The sequence below is a fragment of the Promicromonospora sp. NPDC060271 genome (assembly GCF_042726755.1).
GTDB lineage: Bacteria > Actinomycetota > Actinomycetes > Actinomycetales > Cellulomonadaceae > Promicromonospora.
The window spans coordinates 1-13,612 of record NZ_JBHXBG010000146.1 but is presented as its reverse complement, the minus strand read 5'-3'; the positions used below and the strand labels follow the sequence as shown (position 1 = coordinate 13,612).

At 70.3% G+C, this 13,612-nt stretch carries 14 protein-coding genes and 2 tRNA genes; 4 read left to right on the top strand and 12 right to left on the bottom strand.

Features of this window, described 5'->3' with window-relative positions; translation table 11 throughout:
- Positions 1-51 precede the first annotated feature (51 nt).
- The 5 genes from ACFWE2_RS19610 to ACFWE2_RS19590 all read right to left on the bottom strand — a co-directional run bounded on the left by ACFWE2_RS19610 (position 52) and on the right by ACFWE2_RS19590 (position 6,119).
- Positions 52-136 (bottom strand) — tRNA-Ser (locus ACFWE2_RS19610).
- Positions 137-261: 125 nt separating this feature from the next.
- Positions 262-900, bottom strand: a complete 639-nt coding sequence (locus ACFWE2_RS19605; protein WP_377141902.1) for an ATP/GTP-binding protein — start codon at positions 898-900, stop codon at positions 262-264.
- Between the two features lie 172 nt (positions 901-1,072).
- Positions 1,073-1,483 (bottom strand): DUF742 domain-containing protein, encoded by a 411-nt coding sequence (locus ACFWE2_RS19600; protein ID WP_377225887.1) that lies wholly within the window; start codon positions 1,481-1,483, stop codon positions 1,073-1,075.
- 10 nt (positions 1,484-1,493) lie between these two features.
- Positions 1,494-1,943: a roadblock/LC7 domain-containing protein gene (locus ACFWE2_RS19595; RefSeq protein ID WP_020017525.1), complete on the bottom strand. Its 450-nt coding sequence runs from the start codon at positions 1,941-1,943 to the stop codon at positions 1,494-1,496.
- Positions 1,944-1,985: 42 nt separating this feature from the next.
- Complete coding sequence (locus ACFWE2_RS19590) at positions 1,986-6,119, bottom strand: ATP-binding protein (protein ID WP_377225886.1); 4,134 nt, start codon at positions 6,117-6,119, stop codon at positions 1,986-1,988.
- Positions 6,120-6,259: 140 nt separating this feature from the next.
- Between ACFWE2_RS19590 and ACFWE2_RS19585 the strand changes: the two genes are divergently transcribed.
- Positions 6,260-7,237 (top strand): NAD(P)H-quinone oxidoreductase, encoded by a 978-nt coding sequence (locus ACFWE2_RS19585; RefSeq protein ID WP_377225888.1) that lies wholly within the window; start codon positions 6,260-6,262, stop codon positions 7,235-7,237.
- 94 nt (positions 7,238-7,331) lie between these two features.
- Entirely contained in the window at positions 7,332-7,964 is a 633-nt protein-coding gene (locus ACFWE2_RS19580) for a bacterial proteasome activator family protein (protein WP_377225885.1), read from the top strand.
- 67 nt (positions 7,965-8,031) lie between these two features.
- On the opposite strand, the gene ACFWE2_RS19575 is transcribed toward ACFWE2_RS19580, so the two are convergent.
- The 3 genes from ACFWE2_RS19575 to ACFWE2_RS19565 all read right to left on the bottom strand — a co-directional run bounded on the left by ACFWE2_RS19575 (position 8,032) and on the right by ACFWE2_RS19565 (position 10,220).
- On the bottom strand, positions 8,032-9,150 hold the full coding sequence (locus tag ACFWE2_RS19575; protein WP_377225884.1) for a hypothetical protein: 1,119 nt from the start codon (positions 9,148-9,150) through the stop codon (positions 8,032-8,034).
- Positions 9,151-9,252: 102 nt separating this feature from the next.
- Positions 9,253-9,828, bottom strand: a complete 576-nt coding sequence (dcd, locus tag ACFWE2_RS19570) for a dCTP deaminase (protein WP_377225883.1) — start codon at positions 9,826-9,828, stop codon at positions 9,253-9,255.
- A 23-nt stretch (positions 9,829-9,851) separates the two neighbouring features.
- The gene (locus tag ACFWE2_RS19565; RefSeq protein WP_377225882.1) at positions 9,852-10,220 is read right to left on the bottom strand and encodes a TM2 domain-containing protein; all 369 of its coding nucleotides are present in this window, start codon (positions 10,218-10,220) and stop codon (positions 9,852-9,854) included.
- Positions 10,221-10,496: 276 nt separating this feature from the next.
- Between ACFWE2_RS19565 and ACFWE2_RS19560 the strand changes: the two genes are divergently transcribed.
- A tRNA-Gly gene (locus tag ACFWE2_RS19560) sits at positions 10,497-10,570 on the top strand.
- A gap of 123 nt (positions 10,571-10,693) precedes the next feature.
- Here the strand turns inward: ACFWE2_RS19560 and ACFWE2_RS19555 are convergent.
- From ACFWE2_RS19555 to ACFWE2_RS19540, 4 genes are all read right to left on the bottom strand, one after another.
- Positions 10,694-11,290, bottom strand: a complete 597-nt coding sequence (locus ACFWE2_RS19555; protein WP_377225881.1) for a hypothetical protein — start codon at positions 11,288-11,290, stop codon at positions 10,694-10,696.
- 57 nt (positions 11,291-11,347) lie between these two features.
- Positions 11,348-11,887, bottom strand: a complete 540-nt coding sequence (locus tag ACFWE2_RS19550) for a hypothetical protein (RefSeq protein WP_377225880.1) — start codon at positions 11,885-11,887, stop codon at positions 11,348-11,350.
- A 137-nt stretch (positions 11,888-12,024) separates the two neighbouring features.
- On the bottom strand, positions 12,025-12,402 hold the full coding sequence (locus ACFWE2_RS19545) for a hypothetical protein (RefSeq protein ID WP_377225879.1): 378 nt from the start codon (positions 12,400-12,402) through the stop codon (positions 12,025-12,027).
- Entirely contained in the window at positions 12,390-12,689 is a 300-nt protein-coding gene (locus ACFWE2_RS19540) for a hypothetical protein (protein ID WP_377225878.1), read from the bottom strand. Before ACFWE2_RS19540 ends, ACFWE2_RS19545 begins: the two co-directional genes overlap by 13 nt.
- A 140-nt stretch (positions 12,690-12,829) precedes the next feature.
- On the opposite strand from ACFWE2_RS19540, the gene ACFWE2_RS19535 reads away from it, so the two are divergent.
- Complete coding sequence (locus ACFWE2_RS19535; RefSeq protein ID WP_377225877.1) at positions 12,830-13,549, top strand: GntR family transcriptional regulator; 720 nt, start codon at positions 12,830-12,832, stop codon at positions 13,547-13,549.
- Positions 13,550-13,612: the final 63 nt, after the last annotated feature.

Genomic DNA, 13,612 nt, shown 5'->3' with positions numbered 1-13,612 from the left:
CAGGTTGACCTGTGGGAGAGCCGGACAGGCGCTCTACTTCGCGATCCCAAGCGGAGGGCGAGGGATTCGAACCCCCGGTGCGTTGCCGCACAACAGTTTTCAAGACTGTCACATTAGGCCGCTCTGTCAGCCCTCCTCGCGCCGCACGTCCCGAAGCACATCGGGAAGCACTGCGCGGCCCCACAGTCTAGCGTCCACCGAGACAGCGACGGCGGGCCGCCCACCGGGTGGCCCGCCGTCCGCAGAATGCTGGAGAGCTGCTCAGCCCTGCGCCTGTGCGCCGGACCTGAGCTGACGCATCGCGAGCTGGACCAGCGCGATCAGCGTCTGCTTGGTCGCCGCCCTGGAGCGTGCGTCCGTGTAGAGCATCGGTACGTGCGCGGGGATCTGCAGTGCTTCACGCACGTCCTCGAGCCGGTGCTTGGCCACGCCGTCGAAGCAGTTCACGCCCACGACGAACGGGATGTTGCGCGACTCGAAGTAGTCGATCGCCGGGAAGCACTGCTCCAGACGGTCGGTGTCGACCAGGACGACCGCACCGATCGCGCCACGCACCAGGTCGTCCCACATGAAGAGGAAGCGGTCCTGACCCGGCGTACCGAACAGGTACAGCCACAGGTTGCCCGGGAGCTCGACACGGCCGAAGTCCATGGCCACCGTGGTGGTGGTCTTGCGGTCGGTGACGCCACCGGCGTCGTCGACGCCGACCGAGTGCTCGGTCATGGCTGCCTCGGTGTTCAGTGGCTCGACGTCGGAGATCGAACCGATGAACGTCGTCTTGCCGACGGCGAAGCCACCGGCGACGACGATCTTGACGACCGTCGGCGCGGTGCGCTCCGCCGCGGGCTGGGCACCAGGAGCGGTCTGTGCGCCGGCGTTGCCGGCTGGAGCCTGCTGCATCACCGGCGGGGCAGGCTGCGCCTGCGCCGGACGGGACGCCTGTGCGGTGGGCGCCGGAGCACCGCCGCCACCGCCCAGCACGCTCTGGCGCGCAGGCGTGCTCGAGGAAGCGGTCGCAGTGCCGGCGTTACCCGACACCGGGGCCCAGTTGGGACCGCTGCGGGCCCCGCCGTCAGAGGGCGGAAATGCCATTCAGAACACTCTCCAAGACGCTCAGAGACAGGCCCGAGTTCGAGCTGCCGTGGCCTGTGTGGACGTTAACCGGTGTCGAGGTGTGTACGGTCACGTGCCCTTCCTCCTGCATGTCCGCCACGAGAATCCGGACGACACCCAGGGGCAGCCGCAGAAGGGCCGAGAGCTCAGCGATCGACACGTACGTGTGCGCGGCGTGCTGGAGGATCGCGCGTTTCTCGGGTGGCAACCCGAAACTGCTGACAGCGCCTGGCAAAACCTCAACGAGGGCCTCAAGCGGCAGGTCGGAGAGCTCCGACCGTACCCGGCCTCCGGTGACCGCGTAGGGGCGCACGGTGGACGTCTCACGGACGTCCCCCTGCCCCTGGGAACCGAAAGGTGTGTACGTCATGGTCGAGTCCTCATCCCACGCTGGCGGCTCGGGTCTGTCCATCGACCGGGAGGCTGCCACGCATCTCCGAGATCAGCTGCGGCGTGAGCGTGGCCTCGGTGCGGGACACCAGAAGAGCCATCTCGTAGCCGATAAGACCGATGTCGCACGTAGCCTCCGCCACCACGCCGAGCACTGACCCGTTCGAGACATTCATCAGGAAAAGGAAGCCGTTGTCCATCTCGATGATTGCCTGACGGACATTACCGCCGTTGAGCTGACGAGATGCTCCACGCGTAAGGCTTGACATACCCGAAACGATTGCCGCGAGCTGATCACCGCTCGTCCGGTCCAGCTGGTCGGACATCGCCATGAGCAGGCCGTCTGCCGACACGACCAGCGTGTGCCGGCTGCCAGGAACCGTACGCACGAAGTTGTCGAGCAGCCACCCGAAATTCGTTGCTTCGGTGCTGAGGGTCACTCTCTGTTCCTCCTAGTCAGAATCCACAGACGCGCTTGCTTGTCACCGCGACTGCGGCGCTGAGTCAGGGACATGATTCACGGTCGAGGGTGCCCACGTCGAGTCCCCATCGGCCTTCTTGCCGTTCGCGTTCTCCGTTTCGCCCTCTTCGACCGACTCCGAACGACCACGGGCCGTGGCCGACTGGAATGCCGAAAGACGTGAACGAAGCTGCTCGGGATCACGGTCGATGCGAGCTGAGAGACGCTCGACGGTGGGATCCGCCCCGGTGCCGGAGGCACCGCGAGTACGGCGAGTCAGACCACCGCCCACAACCTCGGTGTTGACGGCTGCCGGACGGTACGAGTCGGTCTCTTTCACATCATCTTCCTGGAAAGCCCCTCGGCGAAGGAGGCTCGTCATCTCCTCGTAGAGGACCGCCGAAGCCGTCCACTCCGACCGTGCCTCCACCGAGTCCCGCACGTACTCCGGGTCGAGCGGGTCCTTCCCGTCGCCGTCCGTGCCGGCGGCCCGCTTGGCGAGCGGCGCAGGCGAACCGTACGTCGGGTCGTACACGGCACCCGTCGGGTAGGGCTCGCTGAACTCACGGATCGGCTCGCGAACGGGGGCCTCGAAGGACTGCTGCACGGCCGCCATCGGCACGGCCTGCGTGGCCGGGCCCGAGTCGAACGAGGTGGGTGCCCGCTCCGGCGCCGGGGCCGGGGCAGGTGCCGCCGCACGCGGAGCCGCGTCGACGAACGGGTTGCCGCCATGGGCCGGAGCCGGAACGGTCGCATGCGCCTGGGTGGGCATCGGGACCGTTCCACCCGCGGGAGCGTTCGGCACGGCAGGCATTGCCGCCGTCAGCGACTCCTGGACCGCCCGCTGGTAGCCCTCCTGGTAACCCCGCTGGTAGGTCGGGTCCGTCACGGACTCCTGCGACTGCGCCGGGGCGGGAGCCTGGACCGGGAAGGCCCCGGTCCGCGGGCCCGCTGCCTGCGGGGCGGGAATGCCCTGCGGGACGTAAGGCGCCTGGAAGTCCTGCGGCATCTGCAGGTCCTGGAAGTTCTGCGGCGGCAGGCTCGGCCCCTGCAGGTTCTGCGCGGACTGGAAGCTCTGCGTCTCGACGTTCGACGCACCGAACGCGGGCACGTCGGCGGCGGGGCTGCTCACGGTCTGGATCGGACGCGATGCCGGCCGCTCCTGCGGCTGGTAGGCACGCAGCTCTCCCGTGGCCGGCTGACCCGGACGACGACCGAACAGGCCGCGCTTTTGCTGAGCCGGCTTGCCACCCTGCTGGGTGCCCGAGCCGCTCGAGCGGCGGCTCGGGAGGTCCGCCATGAGTTCTTCGAACGCGGGCAGGGCCTCGAAGGACGAGTCGGGACCCTGCGGGGCATCTGCCCCGAAGCCCTGCGACTGCTCGTCGTCGCCCTGGAACGAGCCACCGAGGCCCGCCGGCGGTCCGCCGAAGCTCCGGGCCGGCGCCGGTGCGGCAGGCGCCTGAGCGCCTCCCGCGGCCGGGAACCGCATGACGTCGGTGTCGGACATCCCCGGCAGCGCGGCCGGGTCCTGCGTCACCGGGTCGAGCTGCAGCGACTGCGGCCCACCGGCGTCGACCGGATCGATCGTGTTGAGCGAGCGGAAGCTCGAGAAGAGCGCGCTGCGCTGGTCGACGTCCACGGCGGTCGGGGTGGTCTCCTCGAAGACCGGTGTGACGGGCTCCTCCGGCTGCTGCGGCGCCCGCTGACGGCTCGGGAGCGAGCTGCCCTCGGACACGTTCGACGGCGGTGCCCACGCGTTGTCGTCACCCTGGTACTCCTGCGGGAGCGACGGCGTCTGGATCTCGGGCAGGACTATCGAGCCGGTCGGCGTCGTCTCCGCCATCGGCTGAGCCGCGGTCGAGCTGCGGCGGCGGGCCAGGCCGAGCGCCGTCGTGCCGTCCGTCAGGGCGTTGAGGTCGACCGGCTGCGCGACGGGCGCCGGCTGCGCCGCGAAGGCGGCAGCGGCGATCTGTGACGTACCGGTCGGGACCGGCAGGCCGCCCTGCTGCGGAAGAGAGGTCGTGGCCGGCGACGCCGACGAGACACCCGACGAGCCGAAGCCGTTGGCGGCCGCACCGCGCATCGCACCGGTGCCCGGGCCGGTGGCCACGCCACCGTTGAACTGCGAGGCGGCCGCCTGCGTGTTGGCCTCCAGCGGGTCCGTCGGCATCGGCAGCGGCATCGCGTTGTCCGGCATGAACAGCACCGCAGGGAAGCGGACCGTCACCTCGGTGCCGGTGCCGCCCTCGCCCACGCCGAACTCGACCTGGGCGCCGAGACGGTCGGACAGACGGCCGACGACGTAGAGGCCGAGGCGCTGGGCGCCGACGGCGTCCGACGCCGAGTGGCTGAGCACCTTGCGGTTGGCCTCGGCGACCTCGGCGGGGTTCATCCCGAGGCCGTGGTCGCGGACCACGACGGTGACGAACTGCTCGTCACGCGCTGTGGTGACCTCGACCGGGGTGTGCGGCTCGGAGAACATCGTCGCGTTCTCGAGGAGCTCGGCCAGCAGGTGCGCCGCGTTCAGCGCGTTGTGGCCGAGCATCATCGGGTCGACGACGAGGTTCAGGCGCACCCGGTCGTACAGCTCGATCTCGGAGGACGCCGTACGGATGACGTCGGAGACCGGCATGGGCTGGCGGACGCGACGGCCCGAGTCGATGCCCGCGAGGACGAGGAGGGACTCGGCGTTGCGGCGCATTCGCGTCGCGAGGTGGTCGAGCCGGAACAGGTTCGACAGCGTCGACGGGTCTTCCTCGGAGCGCTCGAGGTCGTCGAGGAACGCGAGCTGCCGGTTCAGGAGCACCTGGTCGCGGCGGGCCACGTTGACGAACATCTCCGCGATCGAGCCACGGAGAGCCGCCTGCTCGCGGGCCACGTCGATGGTGGTCCGGTTGACGTCGTTGAACGCGGCGGCGAGCTGGCCGATCTCGTCCGACGACTCGACGGTGATCGGGTCCAGGTCGATGCTCGGGCCCTGGCCCGGCACCGAGACCTGCTCCACCAGGGTGGGCAGGCGGTCACGGACGACGCCGGCGGCCTGGGTGAGACGGCGCAGCGGGGAGACCAGACGGCGGGCGATGACGAGCGCCGTGATGATCGAGAAGCCGAGGGCCGCGATCGCGATACCACCGGTGAGGTAGGCGCGGTTCGCGGCGACGTCGGCTCGCTCCTGCGCGAAGGCCGAGGCATCCTCGCGGACGGCGTCACGGACGATGCGTGCCTCGTCGACCCACTTGGCCGACTCGGCGATGAACGCCTCGCCCTGCTTCCGGATGGGTTCGAGGTTGCCACGCGCCACCTGGTCGCGGACGTTGCCGTAGATGCCGTCCATGCCGGGGACCTGGTAGTCACCGGGGATGCGGTCGTAGAGGTCCTGCGTCTCGTCCCACTCGCGGTCGCCCAGGTTCACCAGGTCCGCAGCGCGCAGCGCCAGGGACCGGGAGGCCGCCTCACCCTGCGGGTGCTGGTCGTAGATCCCGAGCGTCATGGCGACGATCGGGCGCTCGTAGGTGTTCGTGAGCATGAGCTGGTCCATCGAGTGGTACGCCTCGAGACGGGTACCCAGCTGACGGTCCTCGGACGTGTCCGCGATGGCGTCCATCACCTCGAGGGCACCGTCGATGTAGCCGCCGTACGCCTCGGTCGCCGCCTGCTCGGTGAGCCGGCCGGCCGCTACCTTCTTCTGGACGTCGGTGATGGCCGCGCGGTCCTCGATGGTCTCGGCGACCGCGGTCTTCACGCGCTGGTCCAGCATCGAGATGTCGATGTCGAGAAGCGCCTCGTCACGCTCGTCGAGGGCCGTGATCGTCTGTGCCTGGGCAGCCGGGGCCGCCCAGACAGGGGCGCCGTCCTTGATGACCGGCTTGCCGTTCTCGTCGACCTCCGGCGTCCCCTGGAGCAGCGCCATGCTGGCCTGGTCGCCCGACTCACCGTTGTCGATCATCGCCACGATGTTGAGCGACCGTTCCTGCGCGAAAGTCGTTCCTGCCGCGTCCTGGTACTCCAGCGCGGCGACGAGATCACTCGTCTGCTGCGCGCGCATCGCGTCGACCACGGACAGGCCGATGATGTACGCCGCTGCGATGACCAGGACGATGGCAGGCGTGACCAGTGTCGCAAGAACTTTCCCGCGCACTCCCAACCTGCGGAACATGCGTACCTCTCTCCATCACTGATCCGGAAGGGGTGGCGTGCGTCTGCCCGCCGAGCATCCCTCGGTGCTGCGTACAAGTTACCGGCACCCGGTTTCCGCTGGCGACCAACGCGGGCCACCCGGAAGTAGGCTTCATCGATGTGCGAGCCGTCACGATATCTGGACCCGGCCCATCAGGGAAACTCTCCCTTTCATCCCTGAATCCTCTGATTGCTGGCCAAAGGGACGTGGTGATAACCGTCGCTGCAGCCGGCGTGAACCGTGCTGACCTGCTCCAACGCGCCGGATACTACCCCCCTCCGGCGGGTGCACCTGACTGGCCAGGCCTTGAGATATCGGGAATTGTGAAGCGTGTCGGCCCCGGCGTGTCGCGATGGCGCGCCGGTGACCGTGTGGTCGCGCTGCTCGAGGGCGGCGGGTACGCCGAGGAGGTCGCGGTTCGCGAGACGCAGGTGCTCCGGGTTCCTGACGGCGTCGACCTGGTCGACGCGGCGGCCCTTCCCGAGGCGGCGTGCACGGTCTGGAACAACCTCGTGGACGTCGGCCGGCTGCGCGCCGGGGAGTGGGTTCTCGTCCACGGCGGTTCGGGTGGCATCGGCAGCTTCGCGATCCAGGTCGCCCGGGCGCTCGGCGCGCACGTCGCCGCGACGGCCGGCGGACCCGAGCGCACCGCCCGCTGCGCCGAGCTCGGGGCGGACCTGGTCATCGATCACCGGGAGCACGACTTCGCCGACGAGATCCGGCGGGCGACCGACGACCGGGGCGCCGACGTCGTGCTCGACCTGCTCGGCGGAGGCGCGCTCGGAGACAACGTCCGGGCGCTGGCCAGGGGCGGACGCCTGGTGGTCATCGGCATGCAAAAGGGGCGCCGGGGCGAGCTCGACCTCGGCGAGCTCCTGGCCCGGCGCGGAACGGTCACCGGAACGCTGCTCAGGTCCCGGCCGGCGGACGAGAAGGCGCGCATCGTCGCCGATACCGAACAGCATGTCTGGCCGATGGTCGCGGACGGGCGCGTACGGCCCGTCGTACATGCCCGCATCCCGTTCGCCGAGGCGCAGTCCGCACACGACCTGCTGGAGTCAGGGGAGGTGTTCGGCAAGGTTCTGCTGGTGCCCTGATCATCGCGTGCCTATATATAGGCATGGTCGACAATTTCGGCCGCGCCAGGATGCTGCCATGCGGACGACAGGCAATCCGGGCAAGACTGGGTTCATGACCGACGAGCGAGCCATCCCCCAGTCCGACGAACGGCGCGACGACCGTCCCGACGGAGCGCCCACCGTGCACCCCCAGGTGGTGACGCCCGACGGAGCCGCCGTGCCGCCCGGGCGCAAGCCCGAAGGCCCCGCAGAGGAGACGATCGACGAGGCCGAGGCCGTCGTCGGTCAGGTCGAGGAACCGGCAAAGGTCATGCGCATCGGCGGCATGGTCAAGCGGCTGCTCGACGAGGTCCGCGACGCCCCGCTGGACGAAGCCGCCCGGACCCGCCTGGCCGAGATCCACGAGCGCTCGATCCGCGAGCTCGAGGACGGCCTGTCCCCCGACCTCGTCGACGAGCTGCACCGGATCACGCTGCCGTTCTCGGACGACTCCGCGCCGTCCGACGCCGAGCTCCGGGTGGCGCAGGCGCAGCTCGTGGGCTGGCTCGAGGGTCTGTTCCACGGCATCCAGACGGCGCTCGTCGCCCAGCAGATGGCAGCCCAGGCGCAGCTCTCGCAGATGCGCCGCGCGCTGCCGCCCGGCTCGGGGGCGTTCGGCCCCGGCGGCCCGGGCGGCCCCACCATGCCCGGCGCGCAGGACGAGGAGCCCGGCGGCGAGCGCCGGACGCCTGGCCAGTACCTCTGACCCGCCGGTCCTGACGCGCTCACCCTGCCGGTCCACCAGGACCGGCAGGGCGGCGGGTCAGGAACTCTCAGAGGTCGGAGGGGTCCACCAGAAAGCCGTCCTCGTCGGCGATCTCGCCGCCCGCGGCGGCGTGGACGGCGCCGGCAAGCCGGGCCACCAGCTCAGCCGCGCGCTTACGCGCGACGCGTAGCTCCATGGACGGAAACTCGCGCTGCGACTCCACGAGGTCGTGCGGCTCCCAGTGCACCCAGTAGCGCACGGCGCCCTGCTCGGCCCACGGCAGGCCGCGCAGCAGGCGCGGCAGCTTCTCCTCGCCGGAGATCTCCACCGCGACGATCCCGTCGACGTCGAGGTCCACGATCAGCCCGTACCCGTCGAGGACCCGCGGACCCGTGAGGGCCTTGATGTCGTAGTCGTCGGCGGCCGCGTGGATCCTCTTGCGCAGCTCGGGGTCCAGGGGGTCGCCGGGGTAGAGCGGCTTGTCGGCGATGCCCCGGGGCGGGCCGCCCCACTCCTTGCCCTCCATGTGGAGGCGGGCACGCGGGTGCACCTTCTGCAGGATGGTGAGCGCAGCCTGCGGGTCGAGCCAGACGTCGGAGTAGACGGTCATGTCGATGGCCGCGCCGGCGTCGGGGGTGAGCACCACGCCGGCGCCGGGCTTCGCCGTCGAGCTGCCCGGGGCGTCCCAGAGGCCGCCCACGTCCAGGCGGAGGGAGCCGCCCAGCCGGCGCGCGACCGAGACGAGCCACTCGACCAGGCGGCGCTCCTCGCGCTCCGGCATACCGGCCGCGAAGGCCCGTCCGATGCCGTCGCGGTCGCCCGCAGGGAACGGCACCTCGCCACGCTCCCGGTGGCAGACGATGTCGAAGGCCATCTCGGCCCCTGGCGGGATGCCGAGATCGAAGCCTTCACCCGCGGGCTGGTAGGGGCCGTTCATCACCGCGTGGCGCGATACCCGCAGCACGCCCACCTCCTTGCCCTGCGCGCGACGCACCTGTGGTGCGCCCGCCACGTTGCCGGGGAGGATGCCCGCCGGCACCACGTCCCAGCGGGTGGCGGAGAAGCGCGAGAGGGCGAGGACCTCGATCTCGTCCAGCTCCACGTCGCCAGGCACTGTCAGCACGTGCCTCGCCTGGTGCGCCTGCGCAACCGTGCGCGGCAGGAGCGGAAGCTGGGGGGCGGCCATCGGGGTCCCTTCTGACGTCCGGGTGGGTACCCGGTCCGCACCGGGCACCCGGGAGCCTACCGCTCGGCGAGTGCCCTCGGCGGCGGCGCCCGGCCCCGGCGGTCAGACCTCGGTGCGGTGGAAGTTCTGCGAGGAGCGGGACGCCGTCGGGCCGCGTTGGCCCTGGTAGCGGGAACCGTACAGATCCGAGCCGTACGGGTGCTCCGACGCCGACGAGAGCCGGAAGAAGCACATCTGCCCGATCTTCATGCCGGGCCACAGCTTGATCGGCAGGGTCGCGACGTTGCTGAGCTCCAGCGTCACGTGCCCGCTGAACCCTGGGTCGATGAAGCCGGCGGTCGAATGGGTCAGCAGGCCGAGCCGCCCCAGGGAGGACTTGCCCTCGAGGCGGGCCGCGACGTCGTCGGGCAGGGTGACCGCCTCGTAGGTGCTGCCGAGGACGAACTCTCCCGGGTGCAGGACGAACGCCTCGTCGTTGTCCGCCTCCACCAGGCGGGTCAGCTCCGGCTGGTCGGTCGCGGGGTCGATGAACGGGTACTTGTGGTTGTCGAAGAGCCGAAAGTACTTGTCGAGGCGCACGTCGATGCTCGACGGCTGCAGCATCGACGGGTCGTACGGGTCGAGGACTACGCGGTCGGCCTCGAGCTCGGCACGGATGTCGCGGTCGGAGAGGAGCACCCGGACACGGTACTGGGCCCCCGTCACCACTGCAGCGGCTTGTGCTTCGCGTCCACCGACCAGTAGCCCTTGCGCATCACGAGATAGAGGATTCCTTCGATGCCGCCCCAGATCGCCGGCACGAACCACGCGTTGCCCAGCGACACCGCGGTGATGAGCAGCATGATCCAGCCCAGACCCTTGTAGCCGAGGTAGAACCGGTGCGCGCCCACCACGCCGAGCAGGATCCCCAGCAGACCCGCGGTGATGCGGGACTTGCGCCCGGGCACGTGCGGAGGGGGCGGCGTGGGGCGGTCGTAGTCGTACTGCTGCTGATAGTTCGCCGGGGCCGCGCCGGACGGCGACCTGACCGCCGGGCCCGCCGTCGTCTTGGGTGTCTTCGGCGTCTTCATGGCGCGCGTCGCACCGGGCGGCGGCGGCGGTGGCGTCGGCCTGCTCGGCGGACGCGGTGGCAACGGCTTCGTCTCCTGATAGATCGGCTCGGTGGGCTTCTCGCTGGGATGCTCGCCTCACTGCTGCTCCGGCTGCTCGGCGACACTCGCTCCGAAGTCCGGTTCGGGATCCGGGCGAGGTTGGGTATGATCAGGTCGCGCGCCAGGTTCACGGGCGCTGTTGCGGAACCCTAGCGGGATTCTGAAACAGCAGATACCCGGGCAGAACCGGACGATGCGGGTGTAGTTCAATGGTAGAACTTCAGCTTCCCAAGCTGATAGCGCGGGTTCGATTCCCGTCACCCGCTCCACAAGTTCCGCCCCAGGTCAGAGGATGTTTCCTGACCTGGGGCGGAGCTGTTCCACGGTTGGGTGGCGCTGGCCTGTGTCCGCTCGTGAGCACGCAGGAAGCCATCACGCCCACCCGGTCGCCCTCAGGAACCCGGGTCGGAGAGCGCCGCCAACCGCGGCGTACGGTCCAGGGCGAGCAAGCCGTAGGCGAGCTGTTCGTACCAGGAGCGTTGTGCTTCGAGCTCGGGACTCACCTGCAGCGTGCCCCCGTGGTCGTCCGGGAAGACCATCACCCGGAACGTGACACCTTCGTCGTCAGGCTTGTGCGGCTCGGTGAACACGGTGAACTCCCACGACTCCGCCTCCAGACCAGCTCCGGCACGGATGCGGTGCAGCACGTAGCTGGGATGACGCACGAAGACACGAGATCCCGCCCGGACCGCCGTTGCCCCCTCCATCGGACGCCAGGGCGGCTCCGGTCCGATGTGGTGCAGGTCCGAGAAGAGCTGCCGACGCAGCTTCACGTACCGGGGAGCGATCGCAGACAGACCCTCGACAGCATGCGCCAGGTCCAGCTGGCTGTCGCAGTAGTCCAGGCTGTGCTCTCGCCCCTCGATCTCCTCTCGGACCCAAGCCTTCAGGCCCCGATCCAGCGCGCCCAACCGGTACGCGCTCTCTGCTTCCTCGACCACGAACAGGGCACCCAGATAGAGGCCGCGATACTTCTCCTGCAGGTCCACCGTGCCCCCAGCTCGTCCGTGTTGGCAGCAGACCCTACCGGACCGTGTCGGACCAGCTCAGCGGGACCCCTCGTCCGGCAGCGTCGTCAGGACGGTCAGGGACACGTGCGTCTCGCCCGGCCCGGGTTCGAGACCGACCAGGGCGAACGTGTCCTCCCCGTCGGGGCTCAGCCAGCCCTGCGCCCACGCGTCGTCCCCGGGCTCCAGGGGCAGCGCGTCCCACCCCCTGGCACCCGCGAGCTCGTCGTCGTAGGCGTTCCGCACCTCCGCCACGTCCACGGCGGTGTCCAGGACCAGCGGGAGGGTGCGCAGACGCTCCCTGTCGACCTGCTCGACGAGCGCGTAGTAGACCGGATCCGTCGCGCGCAGGTCCCGGGCGGCCGTGTCGTCGCCGAACGCGTATTCCTCCGGGGCCGTCACACCGGCCGGCATGGCGGGAAGCGCACCCGGCGGGTCGGACGGTGCCCCCGCACAGGCCGTCATAAGGCCGGCGACCAGGACGGCGGTCGGTAGCCAGGCCACCGGGAGCCGGACCGCCGAGCCGATACCGGAGCGTGCTCGGCGGCGCTGCGCCGGCGGCGATGGGCGAGACGTCATCGCCCCAGCCTGCCCGGTCGGCGTGAACACGAGACGACGCCGGGCCGAAGGACTTCGCCGGTTCACCCGCTCCTCGCAGGAGCACCGCAGGCCGGACCCACCGTCGGACCTGCGGTGCCCGTTCTTGGGGGCCGGGTTCAGCCCCGCACCGGGGCAGTCAGGTGCAGGGAGACCGCCAGCCCGCGTTCGGCGGCCGGGACCCAGCCGCTCCAGCACCGCCACACCTGCCGGCCATCGCTCTCGTGGTGCCCATGGCGCTCCGCCAGGTGGAGCATCCTGGCGAGCCGTACGGCGTCGGGCACTCGGGCGGCTACGACGTCGACGGTGAGCACACCCACCACGTCGTCCTCGAGATCGAGGTGGTCGACACCCGCCCGGACGTCCAGGGTGTGGATGTCGAAGATGTGCGCGATCAGCGCGGTGACCCCGACGAGCTCCGCGAGGTGCGCGCCCGGCGTCGGGCAGTGGTCGGCGCCCGGGTCCGCATCGCAGGAGCCGCCGGTCACGTCGGCCACGCCCGGATCGACCGCGTGGTCCCCCGCAGCTCGGCGTAGACGAACATCTCCATGCCGTTCCAGCGGCCCGTCCACACGGTGAAGCCCGGCTTGGTGGCCGGGTAGTCGGTGGCGACGGTGATCCCGAGCTGTGCCGCGATCTCCGCCCCCTCGGCCAGCCGGGCCGGGTGCACGACCAGGTGGTCGCGAAACACCTCTACCCACTTGATCCGTGCGTCGCCTACCTCCGCCAGCAGGTCCGCCGCACCGGCCGCTGAATCGGCCAGGCTGCCCGCTTTCGTCGCCATCTCTCCCACCTCTCCGTGCCTACCTCTAGGCGCATAGACAGCCTCTTGGGCGCGAACTGGGCACCGCAACCGCTACGCCGAAAAGTTGCGTATACGCACTGGCTGCGGGTTAGGTGGGTTCCGTGTCTAGAGAGGGACGTGTGACCGCCGCAAGCATCGCCAAGGATCTTCGTGCCGCGATCCGCTCCGGGACCTACAAACCGGGCGATCGCCTTCCGAGCGAAGCAGCGCTCATGTCGAACTACGGCGTGGCGCGCATGACCGCGCGCCACGGCCTGTCGATGCTCAAGGACGAGGGGCTGACCGTCACCCGGCACGGCTCCGGCGTCTTCGTCCGCGCCTTCGAGCCGATCGTGCGAGACACCACCGGCGGCAAGGCCGACGGCTCCACGGTGACCGCCGAGATCGACGAGACCGGCGCCGGGCTCACCGTCCGCACGCTCGCCGTCACCGCTGAGGCAGAAGCCCCCGAGAAGGTGCGGACGACGCTCGGGCTCGCCGAGGGCGACAAGGTGACCGTGCGCGAGCGGCTGCACCTGCGCGAGCGCAAGCCCGTACTGTTCGCGACGTCGTACCTGCCTGCGTCGATAGCCGCCGGAACGCCCATCGCCGACCAGGAGGTCGGGCCGGGTGGCACCCACGCACGGCTCACCGAGGCCGGGCATGCGCCGGTGCGGTTCCGCGAGGACGTGGTGGGCCGGATGCCGACCATCGAGGAGATCGAGGAGCTACGGATCGAGCCCGGCACACCGGTGCTGTCGGTCACCCGCACCGCGTTCACCGAGGACGGCACGCCCGTCGAGGTCAGCTACGTGGTGCTCGACGCCGGTGAGTTCATGCTCCGGTACGACATCGACTGAGCCGGAGGTGCAGCGCAGGGTGCGGGCCGAGGAACGAGGCACGCGCCCGGAGCGGAACCGCAG